The sequence below is a fragment of the Hyphococcus sp. genome (genome assembly GCF_041986965.1).
GTDB lineage: Bacteria > Pseudomonadota > Alphaproteobacteria > Caulobacterales > Parvularculaceae > Hyphococcus.
In genome coordinates this window covers 810,711-827,997 of sequence record NZ_JBHIXB010000001.1, presented here as the reverse complement: position 1 = coordinate 827,997, position 17,287 = coordinate 810,711, and the positions used below count along the sequence as shown (strand labels likewise).

Below are 17,287 nucleotides of genomic sequence, written 5' to 3'. Positions count from 1 at the left end.
GGATGATTTCCGGCCAGCGCGTTTCTAGCGAGGGGCTGGTATGACAAAAATAAAATACATTCTTTTCGCCGTCATGGGGGCGGCGATGTTAGCGGGGGGCGCAGTCGCGCAGGAGCCCGCAGCGGCGGAAGCCGTCGAAACGGTTGTGGAGGCGGCGGCGACAACCCCGGCGCCGGACACAGTCTTCGTTTTCAACACATTGCTGTTTCTTATCATGGGCATGGTGGTCATGTTCATGGCGGCGGGCTTTTGCATGCTCGAGGCGGGTTTGGTGCGCTCCAAAAACGCCGCAACGATCTGCCTGAAGAACATCACGCTTTACGCTATTGCGACTGTGATGGTCTGGCTGATCGGCTACAACATCATCTACGGCGTTGAGGAAGGCGGTTATATCGGCACGCTCGCCCTGTGGGCGGCTGACGATTCGGCGGCGCTCGACACCGGCTATTCAGCATCGTCGGACTGGTTCTTCCAGATGGTGTTCGTTGCAACCGCAGCGTCCATCGTTTCCGGCACCGTGGCCGAACGCGTTCGCCTGTGGCCGTTCTTCATCTTCACGGCGGTTCTGACCGGGCTCATCTACCCGATCCAGGCGTCCTGGGAATGGGGCGGCGGCTGGCTTGACGCCAATTACGGCTTCTCCGATTTCGCCGGGTCGACGCTGGTGCACGCCACCGGCGGCTGGGCGGCGCTTGCGGGCGCGCTGGCGCTCGGACCGCGTCGCGGCAAATACGGACCGAATGGCCAGATCAACACCATTCGCGGCTCTTCCCTGCCGTTGGCGACGCTGGGCGTTTTCATTCTGTGGCTCGGCTGGTTCGGCTTTAACGGCGGTTCACAGCTGGCGCTGGGATCCCTTACCGACGCCATCGATGTTTCCAACATCTTCGTCAACACCAACATGGCGGCGGCGACAGGCGTCATCACGGTGGTTGTTCTTTGCACCTTCCTGAAGCGCAAGATCGACCTTTCCATGGCCTTGAACGGCGCGATCGGCGGCCTTGTCTCCATTACCGCCGAACCGCTGGCGCCAGCCATCTGGCAGGCGGCGCTAATCGGGTCCGTGGGCGGCGTCATCATCTTTGTCGTTACACCGCTGCTTGAAAATCTCCGCATCGACGATGTGGTGGGCGCTATTCCCGCGCACCTCTTCTGCGGCATGTGGGGAACGATCATCGTTCCGTTCACAAACTCCGACGCCACTTATATCGGCCAGGCTGTCGGCATCGGCGCCAACGCCGTCTTCGTCTTTACGGTCAGCCTTGTTCTCTGGTTCCTTCTCAAGATCATTGTGGGAATCCGGGCGAGCGCTGAGGAAGAAGACAAGGGTCTCGACGATTCAGAAATCGGCGCGCCTGCATGGCCCGATTTCTCGGAGACCCCACGTCCCTTGCATCCTGCCGAATAGCGCAAGCGCAGGCATGCAAGCCCCACGGAGCCCGGCGGCCGAAAGACCGCCGGGTTCTTCCGTTTACGGAGCAGTGTTTTCGGCCACACTTTCGTAACGGGAGAACGCCATGATTTTCTGCCAGATCTTGCGCGACAGGGCTGTAGTCAGCTGTTCAATATCACCGGCGCCGGCGACGACTTCGGGATCGCGGCAGCTTTGCGCAAACAGCGCGGCAAGCTTGCCCGTCAGCGACAACATCTCCGAACAATAATCAAGATAACGCTCGAGCAGCGGGCCCTGCAGGCTGACATCAGGCGAGGACGCGGTCGCCGGCAACAGACGCCGATAGGGATCTTTCGTCAGCTGGTGCATGTCGACCACATGGGCGATCGAGCGCAGCTCGTGGAGATAGTCGAGGGCCTTCGCCCGCTTCCAGCGCTCTTCGAGCCGGCCGAGCGTCACCACGCCGAGCCCGACCAGAACCGCAATGTTCATGGCCGGCTCCAGAACCTGAACGAGACTCGCCGCTTCAAACTCCATTTCATCGTAATGCAGGGTGAGGGCGATCCAGGAGAGCGCGGCGGCGCCGAGAACCCAGATTGAATAGACGGAAACCCGGATCGGGATCACCGGATCGCGCAGGCGCTCCGATTCCGCCGCACAGCGGCGCGCAACCGCAGACAACTCGTCAGACACATTGTGGAGGCCGGACCCCGGAAAACGCTCTGTGATCCGGCGCGAGAGGGCGTCAATCGTGTCGATGACCTGGGCGGCGCTGAGCGTGCGATAGGGCAACGGGCGTATCCGGGAGCAAGGCTGGAAAAGAAAAGGCCGGAAAAGCCTACGCTGCTTCGCGATAAGAAAAAGCCTGATTTCGCCGCCGCAGCGCCATGAGAGAGTTGACCTTTGACCAGCCAGCAAAAATTAACGCTTGCATGGTTCTATAATTTTATTATTATGGAAGTATGGAAATAGAGACTGCAACCCAGGCTTTTTCAGCCCTTGCCCAGCATGCGCGGCTTCAAACGATCAAAATGCTGGTCAAAGCCGGGCCCAAAGGCGCCGCCGCAGGTGAAATCGCGGATGCGCTTAACCTCCCGGCCCCGACCATGTCCTTTCATTTGAAAGAACTGGAAAGGTCCGGCCTCATTAACTCCCGCAAGGACGGGCGACGCGTCATCTACGCCGCTGATTATGGCGGCATCCGCGAGCTGATCGACTATCTGCTGGCGGATTGCTGCGGCGGCGACCGCCGCCTTTGCGGGCCCTATGTCGTCATCAAGGAGAACGCCTCATGAAACGCCTGCATCTTCACATCCGCACCGACGATCTTGAGGGATCGATCAAATATTACACCGCCCTTTTCGGCGCCGAACCGGCCCGCCGCGAGGACGATTACGCCAAATGGCTGCTGGACGACCCCGCCGCCAATGTGGCGGTCTCCGCCCGCGGCGGCAAACCGGGCCTCGATCATGTGGGCGTTTCGGTCGATCAAAATGAGGCGCTTGAAAGCGTCGCTGCGCGGATGCGCGACGCCACGGCGCCGCTTGTTCAGGAGGAAAACGCCACCTGCTGCTACGCGAGAAGCGACAAATACTGGTCGCACGATCCGCAAGGCACGGTCTGGGAGCTTTTCCACTCCTTTGGCGACAGCGAGGTCTATGGCGCCACCGCGCCGCAGGTTGTGAACGCCAAGGAAGCGGCGACCGGCTGCTGCGCGCCGAACGTCTAGCCCGGCGCTGGCGTCATGAAAAACATCCTGTTTCTGTGCACAGGCAATTCGGCCCGATCGATCATGGCCGAAGCTTACATGAACCACGCGGGGAAAGGCGCCTGGCGCGCCTTCTCCGCCGGGTCGACGCCGACGGGAAAGGTCAATCCTTTCGCTTTGGAAACACTGGCGGCGCATGACGTCGCACCGCCGGACGCGGCGCGGTCCAAAAGTTGGGACGAATTCGCCGCAGCGGGCGCGCCCGTCATGGATGCAGTCGTGACCGTTTGCGACAACGCCGCCGGGGAAACCTGCCCCATCTGGCCGACAAAGAGCGGTAAGGCCCCGCGGAAACTTCACTGGAGTTTTCCCGATCCCGCCGCCGCTGAAGGCGACAACACAGCGAAACGCGCCGCCTTTGAAACCGTCTTCGCCGACATTCGCGCCGCGATAGACGGCTTTTTATCGCAGCCTGACGCCTAGACAGAAGAGGCCGGTCCTGTGTCCGTATTCGAAAGATATTTGTCCCTCTGGGTCGCCTTGTGCATCGCCGCCGGCATCGGGCTTGGAAAGCTGTGGCCCGGCCTTTTTGAAACGCTCGCCTCCTGGCAGGCGGCCAATGTGAACTTCGTCGTCGCCGTCCTCATCTGGGCCATGGTGTTTCCGATGATGATCGGCGTTGATTTCGCCAGCCTCAGGCGGATCGGCGACCGGCCAAAGGGGCTTGTCGTCACGCTTGTTGTGAATTGGCTCATCAAACCATTCACCATGGCCGGGCTTGGCGTTCTGTTTTTCAAACATGTCTTCGCCGGCTTTATTCCGCCCGCAGATGCGGAGAGCTATATCGCCGGCCTCATTCTGCTGGGCGCCGCGCCCTGCACGGCGATGGTGTTCGTCTGGTCACAACTCACCCGGGGCGATCCCACCTACACGCTGGCGCAGGTCAGCGTGAATGACGCCATCATGGTCTTTGCTTTCGCCCCGATCGTCGCCTTCCTGCTCGGCGTCGTGGACATCGCGGTGCCGTGGGAAACGCTGATCCTGTCAGTGGCTTTATATGTGGTGATCCCCCTGATCGCCGGCGTCGCAACACGGTCGGCGCTTTTACGCGCAGGCGGCGAAACGGCCGTCGCAAGCTTCACCGGCAAGCTTAAACCCTATTCAATCGTCGGCCTGCTGGCGACGGTGGTTCTGCTTTTCGGCTTTCAGGGCGGGGTTATTCTTGAGCGCCCGCTCATCATCGCGCTGATCGCCGTCCCTCTCCTCATACAGTCTTACGGGGTGTTCGCCGCCGCATACGCCGCCGCATGGGCGTGGCGGATCCCCTTCAATATCGCCGCGCCCTGCGCGCTCATCGGCACGTCAAACTTTTTCGAACTGGCTGTCGCCGTCGCCATCAGCCTCTTCGGCCTGAATTCCGGCGCAGCCCTCGCCACGGTCGTGGGCGTGCTTGTCGAAGTGCCGGTCATGCTTTCGCTCGTCGCCTTTGCCAACGCGACCAGGCGTCATTTTCCAGCCGGCGACGCCCTCGACCAGTGACGCGAGCCGCGATATAGCGCGAACATGAGCAAGGGACCGCGCCCGCGATATGAGGCGCTTTTGGAATCGGGCGCGCTGACCCCCGATCCGGCGCAGGAAGAAGCGGCGGACCGGCTGCAGGCGCTTCATAACGCGCTGCAATCCTATTCGGGACCGGCCAATGGAGGCATCGCAGGCTGGTTTGGCTTCAAGAATACGCCGCCAAAAGGGCTTTACCTCTGGGGCGGCGTCGGGCGCGGCAAAACCCTCCTCATGGACATCTTCTTCAACAATACGGGTTTTGCAAAAAAGCGCCGCGTCCATTTTCACGAATTCATGGCCGAGGTTCATGAGCGCATCGCCGAATGGCGCGCCCTGCCCGAGGCGGAAAAGAAAAAGCACAAAGCCTATAACCGCGCCTCCCCCGACGACCCCATGCCGCCGGTCGCCCATGACCTGGCGCGTGAGGCGCTGCTGCTTTGCTTTGACGAGTTTCACGTCACTGACATCGCCGACGCCATGATCCTCGGACGCCTTTTTACATCTCTCTTCGAGCGCGGCGTCGTGATCGTGGCCACGTCGAACCGCGCGCCCGACGACCTTTACCGGGACGGGCTGAACCGGCAGCTTTTTTTGCCCTTCATCGCGCTCTTGAAATCGCGCCTCGATGTTTTCGAGATGCAGTCGGCGCGCGATTACCGCCTCGCAAAACTCACCTCGGCGCCCGTCTATCTGACGCCTCTTGGCGCCGCTGCGGACACCGCCATGGACTTCGCCTGGAACAACATGATCAGCGGCGCCCATGAGCGAAGCGAGGACATCCAGATGAAGGGCCGCAAGCTCCATGTTCCGCGCACCGCGCGCGGCGCCGCCCGGTTCGAGTTCTCGGACCTTTGTGAAAAACCGCTGGGCGCGGGCGACTATCTCGCCCTTGCGCGGCGTTATGGCGCGCTCTTCCTCGACCATGTTCCGGTTATGGGGCCAGCGCAGCGCAATGAAGCGAAACGATTCTCAACGCTGATCGACACCCTCTATGACGCCAAGGTGAAGCTTGTCTGTTCCGCCGGCGCAGAGCCCGAGGCGCTTTACACAGAGGGCCATGGCGCTTTCGAATTCGAGCGCACCGCCTCGCGCCTGATGGAAATGCGCACCGCAGACTATCTCGGCGCGGCGATGGATTCCGCAGGCCAGTCCAGCTAAGATCAAGACAGCCAGAAAGGGACCGGTCCCATGAACCGCCTCAGCACGCTCGGCGCCCTGATCGTAGGCGCCATCATCCTCGCCGCCGTTTACGCCTCCGCTTTCGGCGATGGCGACGGCGGCGTGAACATCACAATCGATGATGATGAAGGCGTGCGCCATGTCGTGCATGGCGATAAAGGCAATTTTGCGCTGAAACAGGACGGGCTCGATCTCGAAGCGTCCTGGCGCGGCGAGTATGAACTGAACGAGGATGGCGACGATATCTCTTCGCTGGAACACAAGCTGGAGATCACCCGGGAATGGCAGGGGCGCGACGAACGGGTCGTCTATGAACCGGACGGCGACGAGGTTACGAGCGTCTACTATCTCGATGGCGACAAGCAGGATGAAAACCCCGACAACGCCATCGCCAAGAAAAAGCTCCTCATCGCCTTTCTCGAAGCCAGCGGCGCCAAGGCTGAAGAACGCGTTGAAATCCTGCTCAAGAGCGGCGGTCCGGCGGCGGTGCTCGAAAAGATCGATAATATTTACAGTGATCATGCACGCCTTCGCTACATCACTGAACTGACGCAACAGGCCGATCTCGACAATGGCGAGGTTCAATGGCTGTTGAAATCCCTGAAAAACATCGAGGGCGATCATGATTTGCGCGTAGCGCTCGATGCGGTGCTGGAGAATGAAGAGATCGGCGCCGATGAGATGCCGATGCTGCTTGAGACGGCGTCGCGTATTGAAAGCGATTACGATCTGCGCCGACTGATCGAGAGCGTCTCTGAGCGCGATCTTAACGACAGCTCGATCAGCCTCGCCATCGGCCTGATGGAGCGCCTTGAAAGCGATCATGATTTGCGCCGCGCCAGTGAAGCGCTGCTGGAACAGGACGGCCTGACCTCGAAAGCGGCGGCGCGCCTGCTTGATACAATCGGGGACCGCATCGACAGCGATCATGATCTGCGCCTCATCCTGAGCGACACGGCGCCGTTCCTCGCGAAGGACGATCTTGCGGCAACCGCCTGGCTCAATGCCTTCGGCGCGCTTTCTTCCGATCACGATCAGCGCCTGACGCTGGAAGAAGCCGCTGGCGTCAATGGACTTTCAACGGAGATAAAACTCGCGCTGATCGCTGCGAGTGAAGATATCGGCTCCGATCATGACCGCCGCCTCGCTCTTGAAGCCTTTTCGGATATGATCGAAGACGACGACGCCTTGCGCGAGGCTTACATCAAAGCGGCCGAAGGAATTGGCTCGGATGGCGACAGAGAACGCGCGCTTGAGGCCGCCGGCCTCGACGACTAACCGTTCTCCGGAATTCTGATTGCATCCACCATGGCGCGCACGCTTGCCGGGGTCGGCGCCGTGAAGCGGGACACCGCGTAGGCCATAACGAAATTCACCATCATGCCGATGGCGCCGATCCCCTCCGGCGAGATGCCGAACAGCCAGTGATCGGCGTCATTGACCGCGCCGAACCAGGGCGATTTGAAATAGATGATGTATGAGAGGGTGAAGACGAGCCCTGCAAGCATCCCCGAAACCGCGCCTTCGCGATTGATATGCTTGAAAAAGATGCCCATGAGAATCGCCGGGAAAAGCGATGCGGCGGCGAGACCGAAGGCAAGCGCCACGACCTGCGCCACAAAGCCGGGCGGATTGATCCCGAGATAGCCTGCAACGAGGATCGCCGCAGCCGCCGCGCCCCGCGCCGTCATCAATTCCGTTTTCTCCGTAATCTGTGGACGGAATGTTTTCTTCAACAGATCATGACTGATCGCCGTTGAAATCACGAGGAGAAGCCCCGCCGCCGTTGACAGCGCCGCCGCAACGCCGCCCGCGGCCACCAGCGCAATCACCCAACCCGGCAGTCCGGCGATTTCCGGATTGGCGAGCACCATGATGTCACGGTCAACGGAGATTTCATTAGCGTTCTCCGTCGGTGCATTGGCGACAAGCCGTTCGCCGCTGGAGCCTGTTTCACCGGTAAACTCCGCCCGTCCGTCGAAGGGCGCGCCCGGCGCATATTGAATGACGCCGTCGCCGTTTTTATCGAGCCACGCGATCAGGCCGATCCCCTCCCAGCTTTTCACCCAACCCGGCGCCTCGGCGTAGGACTGCTCATGCACGCTGTCGATGAAGTTGAGGCGCGCAAAAGCGCCGACGGCCGGCGCCGTTGTATAAAGGATGGCGATGAAGACAAGCGCATAGCCCGCCGACATGCGCGCATCGGCGACATGCGGCACGGTGAAAAAACGCACAATGACATGCGGCAAGCCCGCCGTCCCCACCATGAGGGCGAGCGTGATTGCGAAGACATCAATCGTCGATTTCGTTCCCGCCGTGAACGCGGAAAATCCGAGATCGAGAAGGGCGCCGTCGAGCTTGTCCAGAACCGAGATGCTTTCTCCGGCGACATTGGCGCCGAGCCCTAATTGTGGGACCGGATTGCCGGTAATCAGCATGGAAATGAAAATCGCCGGGACGAGATAGGCGAAGATAAGGACACAATATTGCGCAACCTGCGTATAGGTGATGCCTTTCATACCGCCCAGCACGGCGTAGAAAAAGACAACGCCCATCCCCGTTACAACGCCCCATTCTATGGGCATTTCCAGAAAGCGAGAAAAAACGACGCCGACGCCGCGCATTTGCCCCGCAATATAGGTGAAGGAGACGACAATCAGACAGATCACGGCGACGACCCGCGCCGTTTTTGAATAGTAACGCTCGCCAATAAAATCCGGCACGGTGAACTGTCCGAATTTGCGCAAGTAAGGCGCCAGCAACAGCGCGAGCAAGACATAACCGCCAGTCCAGCCCATCAAATAGACGCTCGCGTCATAGCCCGCGAAAGCGATAATCCCCGCCATGGAAATAAACGATGCGGCGCTCATCCAGTCGGCGGCCGTCGCCATGCCGTTGGCGACAGGATGGACGTGACCGCCGGCCACATAAAATTCCGACGTAGACCCCGCCCGCGACCAGATGGCGATGCCGATATAGAGCGCGAAGGATGCGCCAACGAAAAGATAAGTGAGAAACTGCGCGTCCATGAGATCGACTACTCCTCATGCGCGCCGAAACGCCGGTCAATTTCTTTCATCCGCGCTGCATAAACAAAAATCAGCACAACGAAGACGATGATGGATCCCTGTTGCGCAAACCAGAAACCCAGCTTGAAGCCGCCAAGGTGAATTTGGTTCAGCGCATCAACAAAGAGCACCCCAGCGCCGAAGGAAACAGCGAACCAGACGCTGAGCAAGATCAGGAGAAGTTTCACATTCTCCCGCCAATAGGCCTTCGCGCGCGTATCTGTCGTGTCGCCCATATTCTGATTATTTTCTGTCATTGGACCTCCCTCCCATTCGGGAGTGGGAAACCTAATCAGGTTTCCCGGGAACTCCTATCCCCTTGCTTATTGCCAAATGGCTTGCGCCCGCGTAGTCCCCGCTTATGACCCAAGCGGCGCAAGACAAACCCCGCCTTCCCTTCTGGGAGCTGGTCGCCATCGTCGCCGCGTCGATGGCGCTGAATGCGCTTGCGGTCGACATCATGCTGCCGGCGCTGGGGATCATCGGCGATGAGCTCGGCGCCGCCCATGACAATGACCGCCAGCTGATCATTATCGTCTATGTTCTCGCCAATGGGATCGCTCAATTGTTCTTCGGGCCTATTGTCGACCGCTTTGGGCGAAAGCGCGTCCTGTTGTGGTCGCTCGCCGGATACACGGCCGGTTCGGTGCTGTCGATTATTGCGTCCTCCTTCACATTGTTTCTCGCGGCGCGCGCGTTTCAGGGCGTCGCCACCGCCGCTACGCGGGTCGCCGCCGTGGCGATTGTGCGCGATCAATGTTCCGGCCGGCGCATGGCGGAGGTCATGTCGCTCGCAATCACTATATTCATGGCGGCGCCGATCCTTGCGCCGGGAATCGGACAACTTATCCTGTTTGCTGCGCCCTGGCGCTGGATCTTCATCGCGCTTCTTGTCTTCGGCGCATTATTTGCGATCTGGGCGGTGTTCCGCCTGCCTGAAACCATGGCGCCGGAAGATATCAAACCCTTGCGCCTTCAGCCGATCATCGCGTCCTACCTCCTCTTTGTGACGAACAAAATTTCCATTGGATATACGCTGGCGGCGGCGTGCTTTTTCGGCTCCGTATTCAGCTATATCAGCTCTGCCGAGCAGGTTTTCGTCGACGTCTTCAAACTCGGCGACAAGTTCACGCTTGTCTTCGCCGTGATCGCCAGCGCGTTTGCCATCTCGACACTCACCAATTCGCGTCTTGTCTCACGCTTCGGGATGCGCCGGCTTTCTCATGGCGCCATGCTGGTCTTTATCGGCGCCAATGTTCTGCACTTGCTGGCGCTGGCGACCATCGGAGAAAGCCTGCCCATTTTCACCGCCTGCATGATGGCGTCATTTTTGTGCATGGGCTTTATCGGCCCTAACGCCACGGCGCTCGCAATGGAGCCCATGGGCCACAATGCAGGATCGGCGGCCGCGATCAACGGCTTTGCCGGCACCACAATCGCCGGGCTTCTTGGCGGGATCATCGGCGCGCAATTTAACGGCACGACAACGCCGATGGTTATCGGTTTCGTTGTTCTTGGCCTCATTGGCTCTGCGCTCATCACCTGGACCGAAAACGGCAAACTGTTCGGCGTCGGCGAGCATGAACCGGAACCTGCTGAATGAGCAGCGATGCTCACGCTAACGCCCGCGTCAACACACGCGTCTGCCTGGGCGCTTTCGCCGGCGCACACGGCGTCAAAGGCCACGCCAAAATCAAGACCTTCACCGAATCGCCGGAAGGCGTCGCCGCCTATGGCCCCGTCTCAACCGAAGACGGCGTGCGAAGCTTCACACTCAAAATCGTCAAGATTCTCACCGACGGCTTCGTCATCGCCAGCGCGCCGGAAATCAAAAGCCGCGAAGACGCCCAAGCCCTGAAAGGCGTGAGCCTTTATGTGAACCGGGACGTTTTGCCGGCGCCCGAAGAAGACGAATTCTATCTCGACGATCTGGTCGGCCTGAAAGCCTTTGACGAAACCGGCGCCCCCATGGGTGTGGTCAAAGCCGTCTATAATTTCGGGGCGGGCGATTTGCTGGAGCTTGGCGCTATTCCGGGCGTTAAAGGCGTGAGGCTCGTGCCATTTACGAAAGAAGCGGTTCCGGCCGTCAGTCTTGCGCAACGGCGCGTCACCGTCCTGCGCGAAAAGATCGAGTCAGAAGACGAAAACGCCGGCTAACGGCGGCCTAACCGGCCTTATTCAAATGCGCCTCCAGCCAGCGCATGAAATCGCGAACGCGCTTCGCCTCAAAACGCTCCGGCAGGCATAGCGCAGCATATTCCGCGCCTTGAAGCCGTATTTCCGGACGATAGGGCGCAAGCAGCCTTCGCGCCACCATGTCGCCGGCCAGCGCGGAACTCGCCAGCACCAGCCCCTGCCCGGCGATGGCGGCCTGAAGCGCGTAATATTCCTCGTCAAACATCACGACGCGCAAGTCCGACGCCTCTTCGTTCGCAGCGGCGAGCCAGCGTTCCCAGGAAACATCTTTCAAGACCGGCCGGCGCCAGCGCGTCGCCAACAGCGGCGCGTCCTTGAAAGAACCAAACGTCTCAACCAATCCGGGCGCGCCATAAGCACCGAACGTTTCGCCCAGCAACGGAACCACATGAAGCTCCGGATACGGACCATGTCCGTACCGGATCGCAATATCGACTTGCCGTTCCCGGCGCAAATCCACCGGCTCGGCGCCGGTGAGCAATTGCACGCTGATGTCCGGATGGCGCGCATAAAACGCCGGCAGATGCGGCGCCAACCGCAGCGCGGCGAAAGCCGGCGTCGTCGTCACCGTAAGCGTGGCCTGCGCCGCCGCGATGCGCTCCAGCGCCTGCCTGATCTGCAACAGGCCGCTGCCGACAGCGGCGGCCAGCACCTCGCCGGATTGGGTCAGCGCAACCGCGCGCGGGCGCCGCGCAAACAGCGCAATCCCCAGCGCCTCTTCGAGCCCGCGCACCTGATGCGACACCGCCGTCGGCGTCACCCTCAACTCCTCGGCGGCGGCCTTGAAGCTGCCGAGGCGCGCCGCCGCTTCAAATGTGCGCAGCGCCGACGGCGATGGCATTTTCCCGAACATGGTTATTTTATAGATGAATTTTATTCATCTATCGATGATTATTTATCCTTTGTAATGCATTGATTTTAATTACATTTATTCACCATCACCAGATGTATGGTGACTTTCAACATCAATCTCCGCCGGGGCCGCCCGGCCGACGAACGGAGCCGCGACATGCCCACGCTTTTGAGACTGGACGCCAGCGCCAACACATCATCCTCCCTGACCCGCGCCCTCGCCGACCGCTTCGTCGACGAATGGCGCACCTTGCGGCCGCAGGACCGGCTGATCGCCCGTGATGTCGGCGTCTCGCCGCCCCCGGCGCTTTCGCAAGCCTTCCTCGCCGCGGCGTTCGAAAAGGGCGAGCGCAGCGAGGAGCAAAAAGCCGCGCTGACACTGTCGGATGAATTGATAGGCGAGCTTGAGGCCGCCGACCTCATCATAATCGCGACGCCGATGTATAATTACGGCATGCCCGCCGCCCTGAAGGCGTGGTTCGATCAGGTGATCCGCATCAACAAGACGTTTTCGTTCGACCTCGCTCGCGGCGACCAGCCGCTCGAGCCCATTATGAACGGTAAAATGCTGGCGGTGCTGACGTCGAGCGGCGAATTCGGTTTTGCACCGGGAGAACTCAACGAAAGCGCCGGGCACCTCGTGCCGCATATCCGGACCTGCGCCAAATATCTTGGCGCGGCTCACATCCGCCATGTGGGCATCGAATACCAGGAGTTCGGCGACGAGCGACACCGCGCATCGAAGGAAGCCGCGTTCGCGGCGATCCCGGGCCTCGTTGCGGAACTTTCCTCGCGCCTACTCGGTTACGGCCGCGCAGAACCGGCGTTCGCCTCCTAGCTTGTGCGCCGGCGTTCCGCGTGCCATCTGACCCGACATGACCTGGCAGGCGACCATCTTGACCCTTTTTCCGGAGCTCTTTCCGGGGCCTCTCGGCGCTTCCGTCCTCGGGCGGGCGGCCGCGGAGGGTCTGTGGGCCCTCGATACGGTCAACATCCGGGATTTTTCCGACAATAAGTATGGCTCGGTGGACGACACCCCCGCCGGCGGCGGGGCCGGGCTCGTGATGCGGGCCGATATTCTCAGCCAGGCCATTGATTCTTGCCCCCGAAACGACCGTCCAATTCTCTGCCTTACGCCCCGGGGAAAGCCCTTTTCGCAAATGAGGGCGAGGGAGTTGGCCGCCGGGCCGGGCCTCATTGCGCTGTGCGGACGGTTTGAGGGCATCGACGAGCGGCTTTTCGAGGCCCGGGACATTGAAGAGGTCTCCATCGGGGATTTCGTCCTCGCAGGGGGAGAAATCCCCGCCATGGCCCTGATCGAGGCTTGCGTCCGGCTAATTCCGGGGGTATTGGGCTCGGCTTCCTCCCTAGGGGAGGAAAGCTTTGAGGGCGGCCTGCTGGAATATCCCCAGTACACCCGCCCGCGAGAATTCGAGGGCCGGGCCATCCCGGACGTGCTGCTCGGAGGCGATCATCAGAAAATCGCCCAATGGCGGCGCGAAAAACGGCAAGAAATAACGCGGACGCGACGACCGGACCTCTGGGAGAGGTTTTCATCTGACGGTCCTATCCGGCGCGGCGACAACAAGGAACCGAAGTGATGAACATCATCGAACAACTCGAAAAAGAACATATCGCCGAACTCGGCAAAACCATTCCCGAATTCGCACCGGGCGACACGGTGAAAGTGAACGTCAAGGTGAAGGAAGGCGAACGCGAACGCATCCAGGCCTATGAAGGCGTGTGCATTGCGCGCAATGGCGGCGGCCTCAATGAGAGCTTCACCGTCCGCAAGATTTCTTTCGGCGAAGGCGTCGAACGCGTCTTTCCGGTCCACTCGCCGATGATCGACTCCATCGACGTCGTGCGCCGCGGCAAGGTGCGCCGCGCGAAGCTTTATTATCTGCGCGAGCGCCGCGGCAAATCTGCGCGGATTGCGGAGAAAGCCGATAACCGCGCGAAAAAAGAAGCCTAAGGCTTTTTACAGTTTCGGATTGCAAAACGGGGCTCGTCGAGCCCCGTTTTTTATTTGGCGTGTTCCGTATTCTCTATCGCAACGAGCCGATATCGACTGTTTCGCGGAGATAGGTTTCGCCTTCCTTGCTGCGGATAGAGACGTTCACAGCGCCGGCGTCCCAATCGATGTCAATGAGCCCGTAATTGGCGTCATAGATCATGTCGCCGAGGCGGTTTGGATCCTTTTCCATCCAGGTCTCGCCGCTTTGCGCGCGCCAGACGCTGGAGGGAAGGTTGAGCGATGAAGAGGTCGCTTCGAACAAAGGATAATCGTTGACGCCTTCCTTGCGGTAAAGCGCCGCCGCATGGCGGTCGCCGGAGAGAATGACGACGCCGTTGACGCCAAGCCCGGTGATCGTTTTGTAAAGCCGGGCGCGTTCATGAGGGAACAGGCGCCACGCCTCCCAGCCATGCCCCTCGGAAATCACCTGGATAGAGGAAACGACGAGGCGCAGATCCGCCGGTTTTTGCAGCTCTTCGGCAAGCCATTTCCATTGCGCGTCGCCAAGCAGGGTTTTCGACGGATCGTCATCGGGGAGATAGCGCTCTTTGCCATGGGCCCCGGGTTCATCCGTCTTCACCAGAGACGACCGGAAGAACCGCGTGTCCAGCATTATCACCTGAACGCGCTTGCCTTCTTCGGCGCCGATGATCCAGGAGCCATAGACACCGGGACGCGCGCGGCGCGGGTCTTCCTCCGGCACGGCCCAGACATAATCGAACAGCGCTTCGGATTTTTCTTTCAGCGCATAGTCACCGCCGCCGTCATTCAAGCCGTAATCATGATCGTCCCAGACGGTCAGCATAGGCGCGGCGGCGCGCGCGCGCGCGAAAGGTTCGGACCCGGCGAGGCGCATATAGGCGGTTTTCAATTCGGGCAACGCCGGTTCGTCCGGACTGACATCCCCATAGACATTATCGCCCATATAGAGCGTGAGGTCGGGATGTTCCGACGCAATCTGGTCCCAGATCGACTGGTCGCCATTTTGTTGCGCGCAGGAAGCGAAGACGATGCGGGTCAGCGTCTTTGTTTCATCAAGCGGCGCAGAGGGCATGGGGATGGCGCGAATGGCGCCGTCCGGCGCATCGGCGTTTGAAACCGCCCGGGACTCGTTTGCTTCAGGTGTCGAAACGGTTTCGCAGGACGCCAGCAAACCTGCGCCCGCGACCGACGCCACCAATGTGTTGAAAAATAAGTTTTTCATGGCCAACCCCTGTCTTTGCCGACGCCGTTATATCGCCGGCATATGACAGGGGTTTAGCATGAGGGCTATTGCCCGTCGCCCCTGACCGGAAGCCGGCCGAAATCGCCGTCCAGCTCCGAGGCGATGTAGAGAAACGCCGCCCAGGCGGCGACATTCTGGCGAAGATCCTCCGGATCGACCTTGTCGAGCGTATCGTCAGGCGTGTGATGGAGATCGAAATAATCGGTCCCGTCCTGGCGCAGGGAAACGACCGGCACGCCAAGGTCGCGGGTGGCGCCAATATCGGCGCCGCCAAAGGCCATGTTGTTTCCGGGCGTCACCGCGAGGCGGCGCAGCGCCCCTTCAAACACTTTCGCCTTGCCGACTTCTTCTTCGGCGAAGCGCGTATCGAAGCGATAAACGCGCCCGGCGCCGAAATCCGATTCGGCGGCGAGCACATGCTTGTCCATCTCGTCCTTGTGGGCTTCGGCATAGGCCTTGCCGCCATGAATGCCGACTTCCTCGGCGCCCCACATGACAACGCGGATGGTGCGTTTCGGTTTGCCCCTGAGATCGCCGACAAGTTTCGCCGCCGCCGTTGTAATCGCGATGCCCGAAGCATCGTCGATGGCCCCCGTGCCGAGATCCCAACTGTCGAGGTGGCCGCCGATGACGATAATCTCATCCGTCTGACCCGGTATCTCACCGACGACATTGCCGGAGACGACCGTTTCTTTTGTTTCAACCTGAAGGTTGAGATTCACCGTGACCGGCCCCTTGGCGCGCTCTAATGCGCGAGCAAGCTGATCGGCGTCCGGGTTTGAAAGCGCCGCTGCAGGAACGGCTGTTTTACCCGCCCCTCTGACGGCCCCGCCCGTATGCGGGTTGCGGTGACTGTCTGTGCCTGCGGAACGGATGAGCGCGGCAAGCGCGCCGCGTTTGCCGGCCTCAACCGCGGCCTGGCTGCGCTTGGCGACCGCCGTTCCATAACCGGAGCCGTCCTGGGTGCGGGCCATGGGTTCGTCCACAAAGACAATCTTGCCTTCAAGCCCGGTCTCGGGCGCCGCCTGCAATTCAAGCAGCGTGGGGAAGCGCACCACTTCACCCGTCACGCCGTCTTCAGGCGTTGCTATTGATCCGCCGAGCGCCGTGACCGCTAAAGGTTGCGGATAGGGGGATACAATCCCGGCGCTTTCGGAAACCCGCGCCCAATAGGGCATCTCATAGGTCTCGATGCGGACATTCTTGAAACCGAGAGATTTCAGCTTGGCGACGCCCCAGTCGCGCGCACGCGCCTCCGCCGGCGACCCGCCAAGGCGCGGCCCCACTTCCGTCGTCAGACTTTCGAGGATGTCCCAGGCGAGATCATCTTCAAGCCCGGCGTCGATCAACCGGTCAGCGGCGCCGGCTTGCGCCGTTGTGAGCGCCGGCGCTGTTTCCTGCGCTATCGCCGGAACTTGAAATGAAGATGTGACGATCGCCGCCGCTACAAGCGTGGCGAGATTTTTCATGCGCATTGAAATGCCCCTCTCTCGCGTTTCGCCCATGATCGGGCTCACGCGAGGAAGGTCAACCGGAAATCCGAGAGCCTAGGGAAAAACTCTCGTCCAAGGAATTTATCCCACTTAGTGAACCGGGCTCTTTAGCCGCCTGCGTGACCGTTGGTCATCGTCTTTTGCACAGCAAAAGCGGCGACCAGGGACGGCAGCAGTGCAAATTCCGGATCGAACTCGGAATAGTTGCACAGCAGCTCTTCGCCCGGGGCGATGTCGCGGGTCGCATAACCCTCAATCACCCTGGTGAAATCGGTATTCGGCTCCAATGTGTGATTCATGAACCGGCCATTGTCGATTTCAATCACCAGCATGCCCGGGTTGTCATGGGCCGGATAGGCGTATTTTTGCAGGAACTCCTGCATCATGGGTGTCTGCTCGCTCAGCCAGGACGCCGGCACAAGCCGGTCGAAATCAGGCTCATAGCGCCAGATCAGTGTCCCCTTCGCAATCGCTTCACTCGCAAAAACACCCACGCCTTCGACGTCGCTCGGGGCGACGTAAGTCGAAACAAGCATCATCTTCGGATGGTCTCCAAGCCGGACAACGGGACGGCAGCCCTACACAGTCGAACAGCT

The 17,287-nt window shown here is 60.5% G+C and carries 19 protein-coding genes; 12 read left to right on the top strand and 7 right to left on the bottom strand.

The genetic code is table 11. The features are described from left to right. Positions 1–40: 40 nt before the first annotated feature. A complete protein-coding gene (locus ACFC5L_RS04150; protein WP_375201542.1) occupies positions 41–1,408 on the top strand; it encodes an ammonium transporter in 1,368 nt (455 codons plus the stop codon). A 63-nt stretch (positions 1,409–1,471) separates the two neighbouring features. On the opposite strand, the gene ACFC5L_RS04145 is transcribed toward ACFC5L_RS04150, so the two are convergent. After that, entirely contained in the window at positions 1,472–2,185 is a 714-nt protein-coding gene (locus tag ACFC5L_RS04145) for a hypothetical protein (RefSeq protein ID WP_375201543.1), read from the bottom strand. Between the two features lie 170 nt (positions 2,186–2,355). On the opposite strand from ACFC5L_RS04145, the gene ACFC5L_RS04140 reads away from it, so the two are divergent. The 6 genes from ACFC5L_RS04140 to ACFC5L_RS04115 are packed head-to-tail and all read left to right on the top strand — an operon-like array spanning position 2,356 to position 7,118. After that, positions 2,356–2,688, top strand: a complete 333-nt coding sequence (locus ACFC5L_RS04140) for an ArsR/SmtB family transcription factor (RefSeq protein ID WP_375201544.1) — start codon at positions 2,356–2,358, stop codon at positions 2,686–2,688. Continuing rightward, positions 2,685–3,122, top strand: a complete 438-nt coding sequence (locus ACFC5L_RS04135) for an ArsI/CadI family heavy metal resistance metalloenzyme (RefSeq protein WP_375201545.1) — start codon at positions 2,685–2,687, stop codon at positions 3,120–3,122. Before ACFC5L_RS04140 ends, ACFC5L_RS04135 begins: the two co-directional genes overlap by 4 nt. A 15-nt stretch (positions 3,123–3,137) precedes the next feature. After that, on the top strand, positions 3,138–3,584 hold the full coding sequence (locus ACFC5L_RS04130; protein ID WP_375201546.1) for an arsenate reductase ArsC: 447 nt from the start codon (positions 3,138–3,140) through the stop codon (positions 3,582–3,584). 18 nt (positions 3,585–3,602) lie between these two features. Next, positions 3,603–4,640, top strand: a complete 1,038-nt coding sequence (arsB, locus tag ACFC5L_RS04125; protein ID WP_375201547.1) for an ACR3 family arsenite efflux transporter — start codon at positions 3,603–3,605, stop codon at positions 4,638–4,640. A 24-nt stretch (positions 4,641–4,664) separates the two neighbouring features. Beyond that, positions 4,665–5,819 (top strand): cell division protein ZapE, encoded by a 1,155-nt coding sequence (gene zapE / locus ACFC5L_RS04120; RefSeq protein ID WP_375201548.1) that lies wholly within the window; start codon positions 4,665–4,667, stop codon positions 5,817–5,819. A gap of 30 nt (positions 5,820–5,849) precedes the next feature. After that, positions 5,850–7,118, top strand: a complete 1,269-nt coding sequence (locus ACFC5L_RS04115; protein WP_375201549.1) for a hypothetical protein — start codon at positions 5,850–5,852, stop codon at positions 7,116–7,118. On the opposite strand, the gene ACFC5L_RS04110 is transcribed toward ACFC5L_RS04115, so the two are convergent. Together ACFC5L_RS04110 and ACFC5L_RS04105 are read right to left on the bottom strand one after the other, a co-directional pair. Continuing rightward, positions 7,115–8,869 carry a sodium:solute symporter family protein gene (locus ACFC5L_RS04110; RefSeq protein ID WP_375201550.1) on the bottom strand — a complete coding sequence of 585 codons (1,755 nt, stop codon included), beginning with the start codon at positions 8,867–8,869 and terminating at the stop codon, positions 7,115–7,117. The two genes, ACFC5L_RS04115 and ACFC5L_RS04110, sit on opposite strands and share 4 nt — an antisense overlap. Before the next feature lie 8 nt (positions 8,870–8,877). Then, positions 8,878–9,165, bottom strand: a complete 288-nt coding sequence (locus tag ACFC5L_RS04105) for a DUF4212 domain-containing protein (RefSeq protein ID WP_375201551.1) — start codon at positions 9,163–9,165, stop codon at positions 8,878–8,880. Between the two features lie 104 nt (positions 9,166–9,269). Between ACFC5L_RS04105 and ACFC5L_RS04100 the strand changes: the two genes are divergently transcribed. Together ACFC5L_RS04100 and rimM are read left to right on the top strand one after the other, a co-directional pair. After that, on the top strand, positions 9,270–10,511 hold the full coding sequence (locus tag ACFC5L_RS04100; protein WP_375201552.1) for a multidrug effflux MFS transporter: 1,242 nt from the start codon (positions 9,270–9,272) through the stop codon (positions 10,509–10,511). Then, positions 10,508–11,065 carry a ribosome maturation factor RimM gene (gene rimM / locus ACFC5L_RS04095; RefSeq protein WP_375201553.1) on the top strand — a complete coding sequence of 186 codons (558 nt, stop codon included), beginning with the start codon at positions 10,508–10,510 and terminating at the stop codon, positions 11,063–11,065. Before ACFC5L_RS04100 ends, rimM begins: the two co-directional genes overlap by 4 nt. A gap of 7 nt (positions 11,066–11,072) precedes the next feature. Here the strand turns inward: rimM and ACFC5L_RS04090 are convergent, their stop codons facing one another. Then, positions 11,073–11,957 (bottom strand): LysR substrate-binding domain-containing protein, encoded by an 885-nt coding sequence (locus tag ACFC5L_RS04090; protein WP_375201554.1) that lies wholly within the window; start codon positions 11,955–11,957, stop codon positions 11,073–11,075. Positions 11,958–12,113: 156 nt separating this feature from the next. Between ACFC5L_RS04090 and ACFC5L_RS04085 the strand changes: the two genes are divergently transcribed. From ACFC5L_RS04085 to rplS, 3 genes are read left to right on the top strand one after another with little or no spacing between them, the layout of a single operon-like run. After that, a complete protein-coding gene (locus ACFC5L_RS04085; protein ID WP_375201555.1) occupies positions 12,114–12,794 on the top strand; it encodes an FMN-dependent NADH-azoreductase in 681 nt (226 codons plus the stop codon). Between the two features lie 37 nt (positions 12,795–12,831). Next, on the top strand, positions 12,832–13,557 hold the full coding sequence (trmD, locus tag ACFC5L_RS04080) for a tRNA (guanosine(37)-N1)-methyltransferase TrmD (protein WP_375201556.1): 726 nt from the start codon (positions 12,832–12,834) through the stop codon (positions 13,555–13,557). Continuing rightward, positions 13,557–13,931 carry a 50S ribosomal protein L19 gene (rplS, locus tag ACFC5L_RS04075; RefSeq protein ID WP_375201557.1) on the top strand — a complete coding sequence of 125 codons (375 nt, stop codon included), beginning with the start codon at positions 13,557–13,559 and terminating at the stop codon, positions 13,929–13,931. The genes trmD and rplS overlap by 1 nt, the downstream gene beginning before the upstream one ends. A 73-nt stretch (positions 13,932–14,004) precedes the next feature. Here the strand turns inward: rplS and ACFC5L_RS04070 are convergent, their stop codons facing one another. From ACFC5L_RS04070 to ACFC5L_RS04060, 3 genes are all read right to left on the bottom strand, one after another. Then, positions 14,005–15,177, bottom strand: a complete 1,173-nt coding sequence (locus ACFC5L_RS04070; RefSeq protein ID WP_375201558.1) for an alkaline phosphatase D family protein — start codon at positions 15,175–15,177, stop codon at positions 14,005–14,007. Positions 15,178–15,242: 65 nt separating this feature from the next. Then, positions 15,243–16,667, bottom strand: a complete 1,425-nt coding sequence (locus tag ACFC5L_RS04065; protein ID WP_375202348.1) for a M20/M25/M40 family metallo-hydrolase — start codon at positions 16,665–16,667, stop codon at positions 15,243–15,245. 131 nt (positions 16,668–16,798) lie between these two features. After that, positions 16,799–17,230 carry an SET domain-containing protein gene (locus tag ACFC5L_RS04060; protein ID WP_375201559.1) on the bottom strand — a complete coding sequence of 144 codons (432 nt, stop codon included), beginning with the start codon at positions 17,228–17,230 and terminating at the stop codon, positions 16,799–16,801. Positions 17,231–17,287 lie beyond the last annotated feature (57 nt).

What these genes read in the sequence shown, in the direction of transcription:
- rimM (WP_375201553.1), top strand. Translation starts at nt 10,508, where the DNA reads ATGAGCAGCGATGCTCACGCTAACGCCCGCGTCAACACACGCGTCTGC.
- ACFC5L_RS04060 (WP_375201559.1), bottom strand. Translation starts at nt 17,230, where the DNA reads ATGATGCTTGTTTCGACTTACGTCGCCCCGAGCGACGTCGAAGGCGTG.
- ACFC5L_RS04100 (WP_375201552.1), top strand. Translation starts at nt 9,270, where the DNA reads ATGACCCAAGCGGCGCAAGACAAACCCCGCCTTCCCTTCTGGGAGCTG.
- ACFC5L_RS04130 (WP_375201546.1), top strand. Translation starts at nt 3,138, where the DNA reads ATGAAAAACATCCTGTTTCTGTGCACAGGCAATTCGGCCCGATCGATC.
- ACFC5L_RS04065 (WP_375202348.1), bottom strand. Translation starts at nt 16,667, where the DNA reads ATGAAAAATCTCGCCACGCTTGTAGCGGCGGCGATCGTCACATCTTCA.
- ACFC5L_RS04070 (WP_375201558.1), bottom strand. Translation starts at nt 15,177, where the DNA reads ATGAAAAACTTATTTTTCAACACATTGGTGGCGTCGGTCGCGGGCGCA.
- ACFC5L_RS04150 (WP_375201542.1), top strand. Translation starts at nt 41, where the DNA reads ATGACAAAAATAAAATACATTCTTTTCGCCGTCATGGGGGCGGCGATG.
- ACFC5L_RS04085 (WP_375201555.1), top strand. Translation starts at nt 12,114, where the DNA reads ATGCCCACGCTTTTGAGACTGGACGCCAGCGCCAACACATCATCCTCC.
- ACFC5L_RS04135 (WP_375201545.1), top strand. Translation starts at nt 2,685, where the DNA reads ATGAAACGCCTGCATCTTCACATCCGCACCGACGATCTTGAGGGATCG.
- trmD (WP_375201556.1), top strand. Translation starts at nt 12,832, where the DNA reads ATGACCTGGCAGGCGACCATCTTGACCCTTTTTCCGGAGCTCTTTCCG.
- ACFC5L_RS04105 (WP_375201551.1), bottom strand. Translation starts at nt 9,165, where the DNA reads ATGACAGAAAATAATCAGAATATGGGCGACACGACAGATACGCGCGCG.
- rplS (WP_375201557.1), top strand. Translation starts at nt 13,557, where the DNA reads ATGAACATCATCGAACAACTCGAAAAAGAACATATCGCCGAACTCGGC.
- ACFC5L_RS04110 (WP_375201550.1), bottom strand. Translation starts at nt 8,869, where the DNA reads ATGGACGCGCAGTTTCTCACTTATCTTTTCGTTGGCGCATCCTTCGCG.
- ACFC5L_RS04140 (WP_375201544.1), top strand. Translation starts at nt 2,356, where the DNA reads ATGGAAATAGAGACTGCAACCCAGGCTTTTTCAGCCCTTGCCCAGCAT.
- zapE (WP_375201548.1), top strand. Translation starts at nt 4,665, where the DNA reads ATGAGCAAGGGACCGCGCCCGCGATATGAGGCGCTTTTGGAATCGGGC.
- ACFC5L_RS04115 (WP_375201549.1), top strand. Translation starts at nt 5,850, where the DNA reads ATGAACCGCCTCAGCACGCTCGGCGCCCTGATCGTAGGCGCCATCATC.
- ACFC5L_RS04090 (WP_375201554.1), bottom strand. Translation starts at nt 11,957, where the DNA reads ATGTTCGGGAAAATGCCATCGCCGTCGGCGCTGCGCACATTTGAAGCG.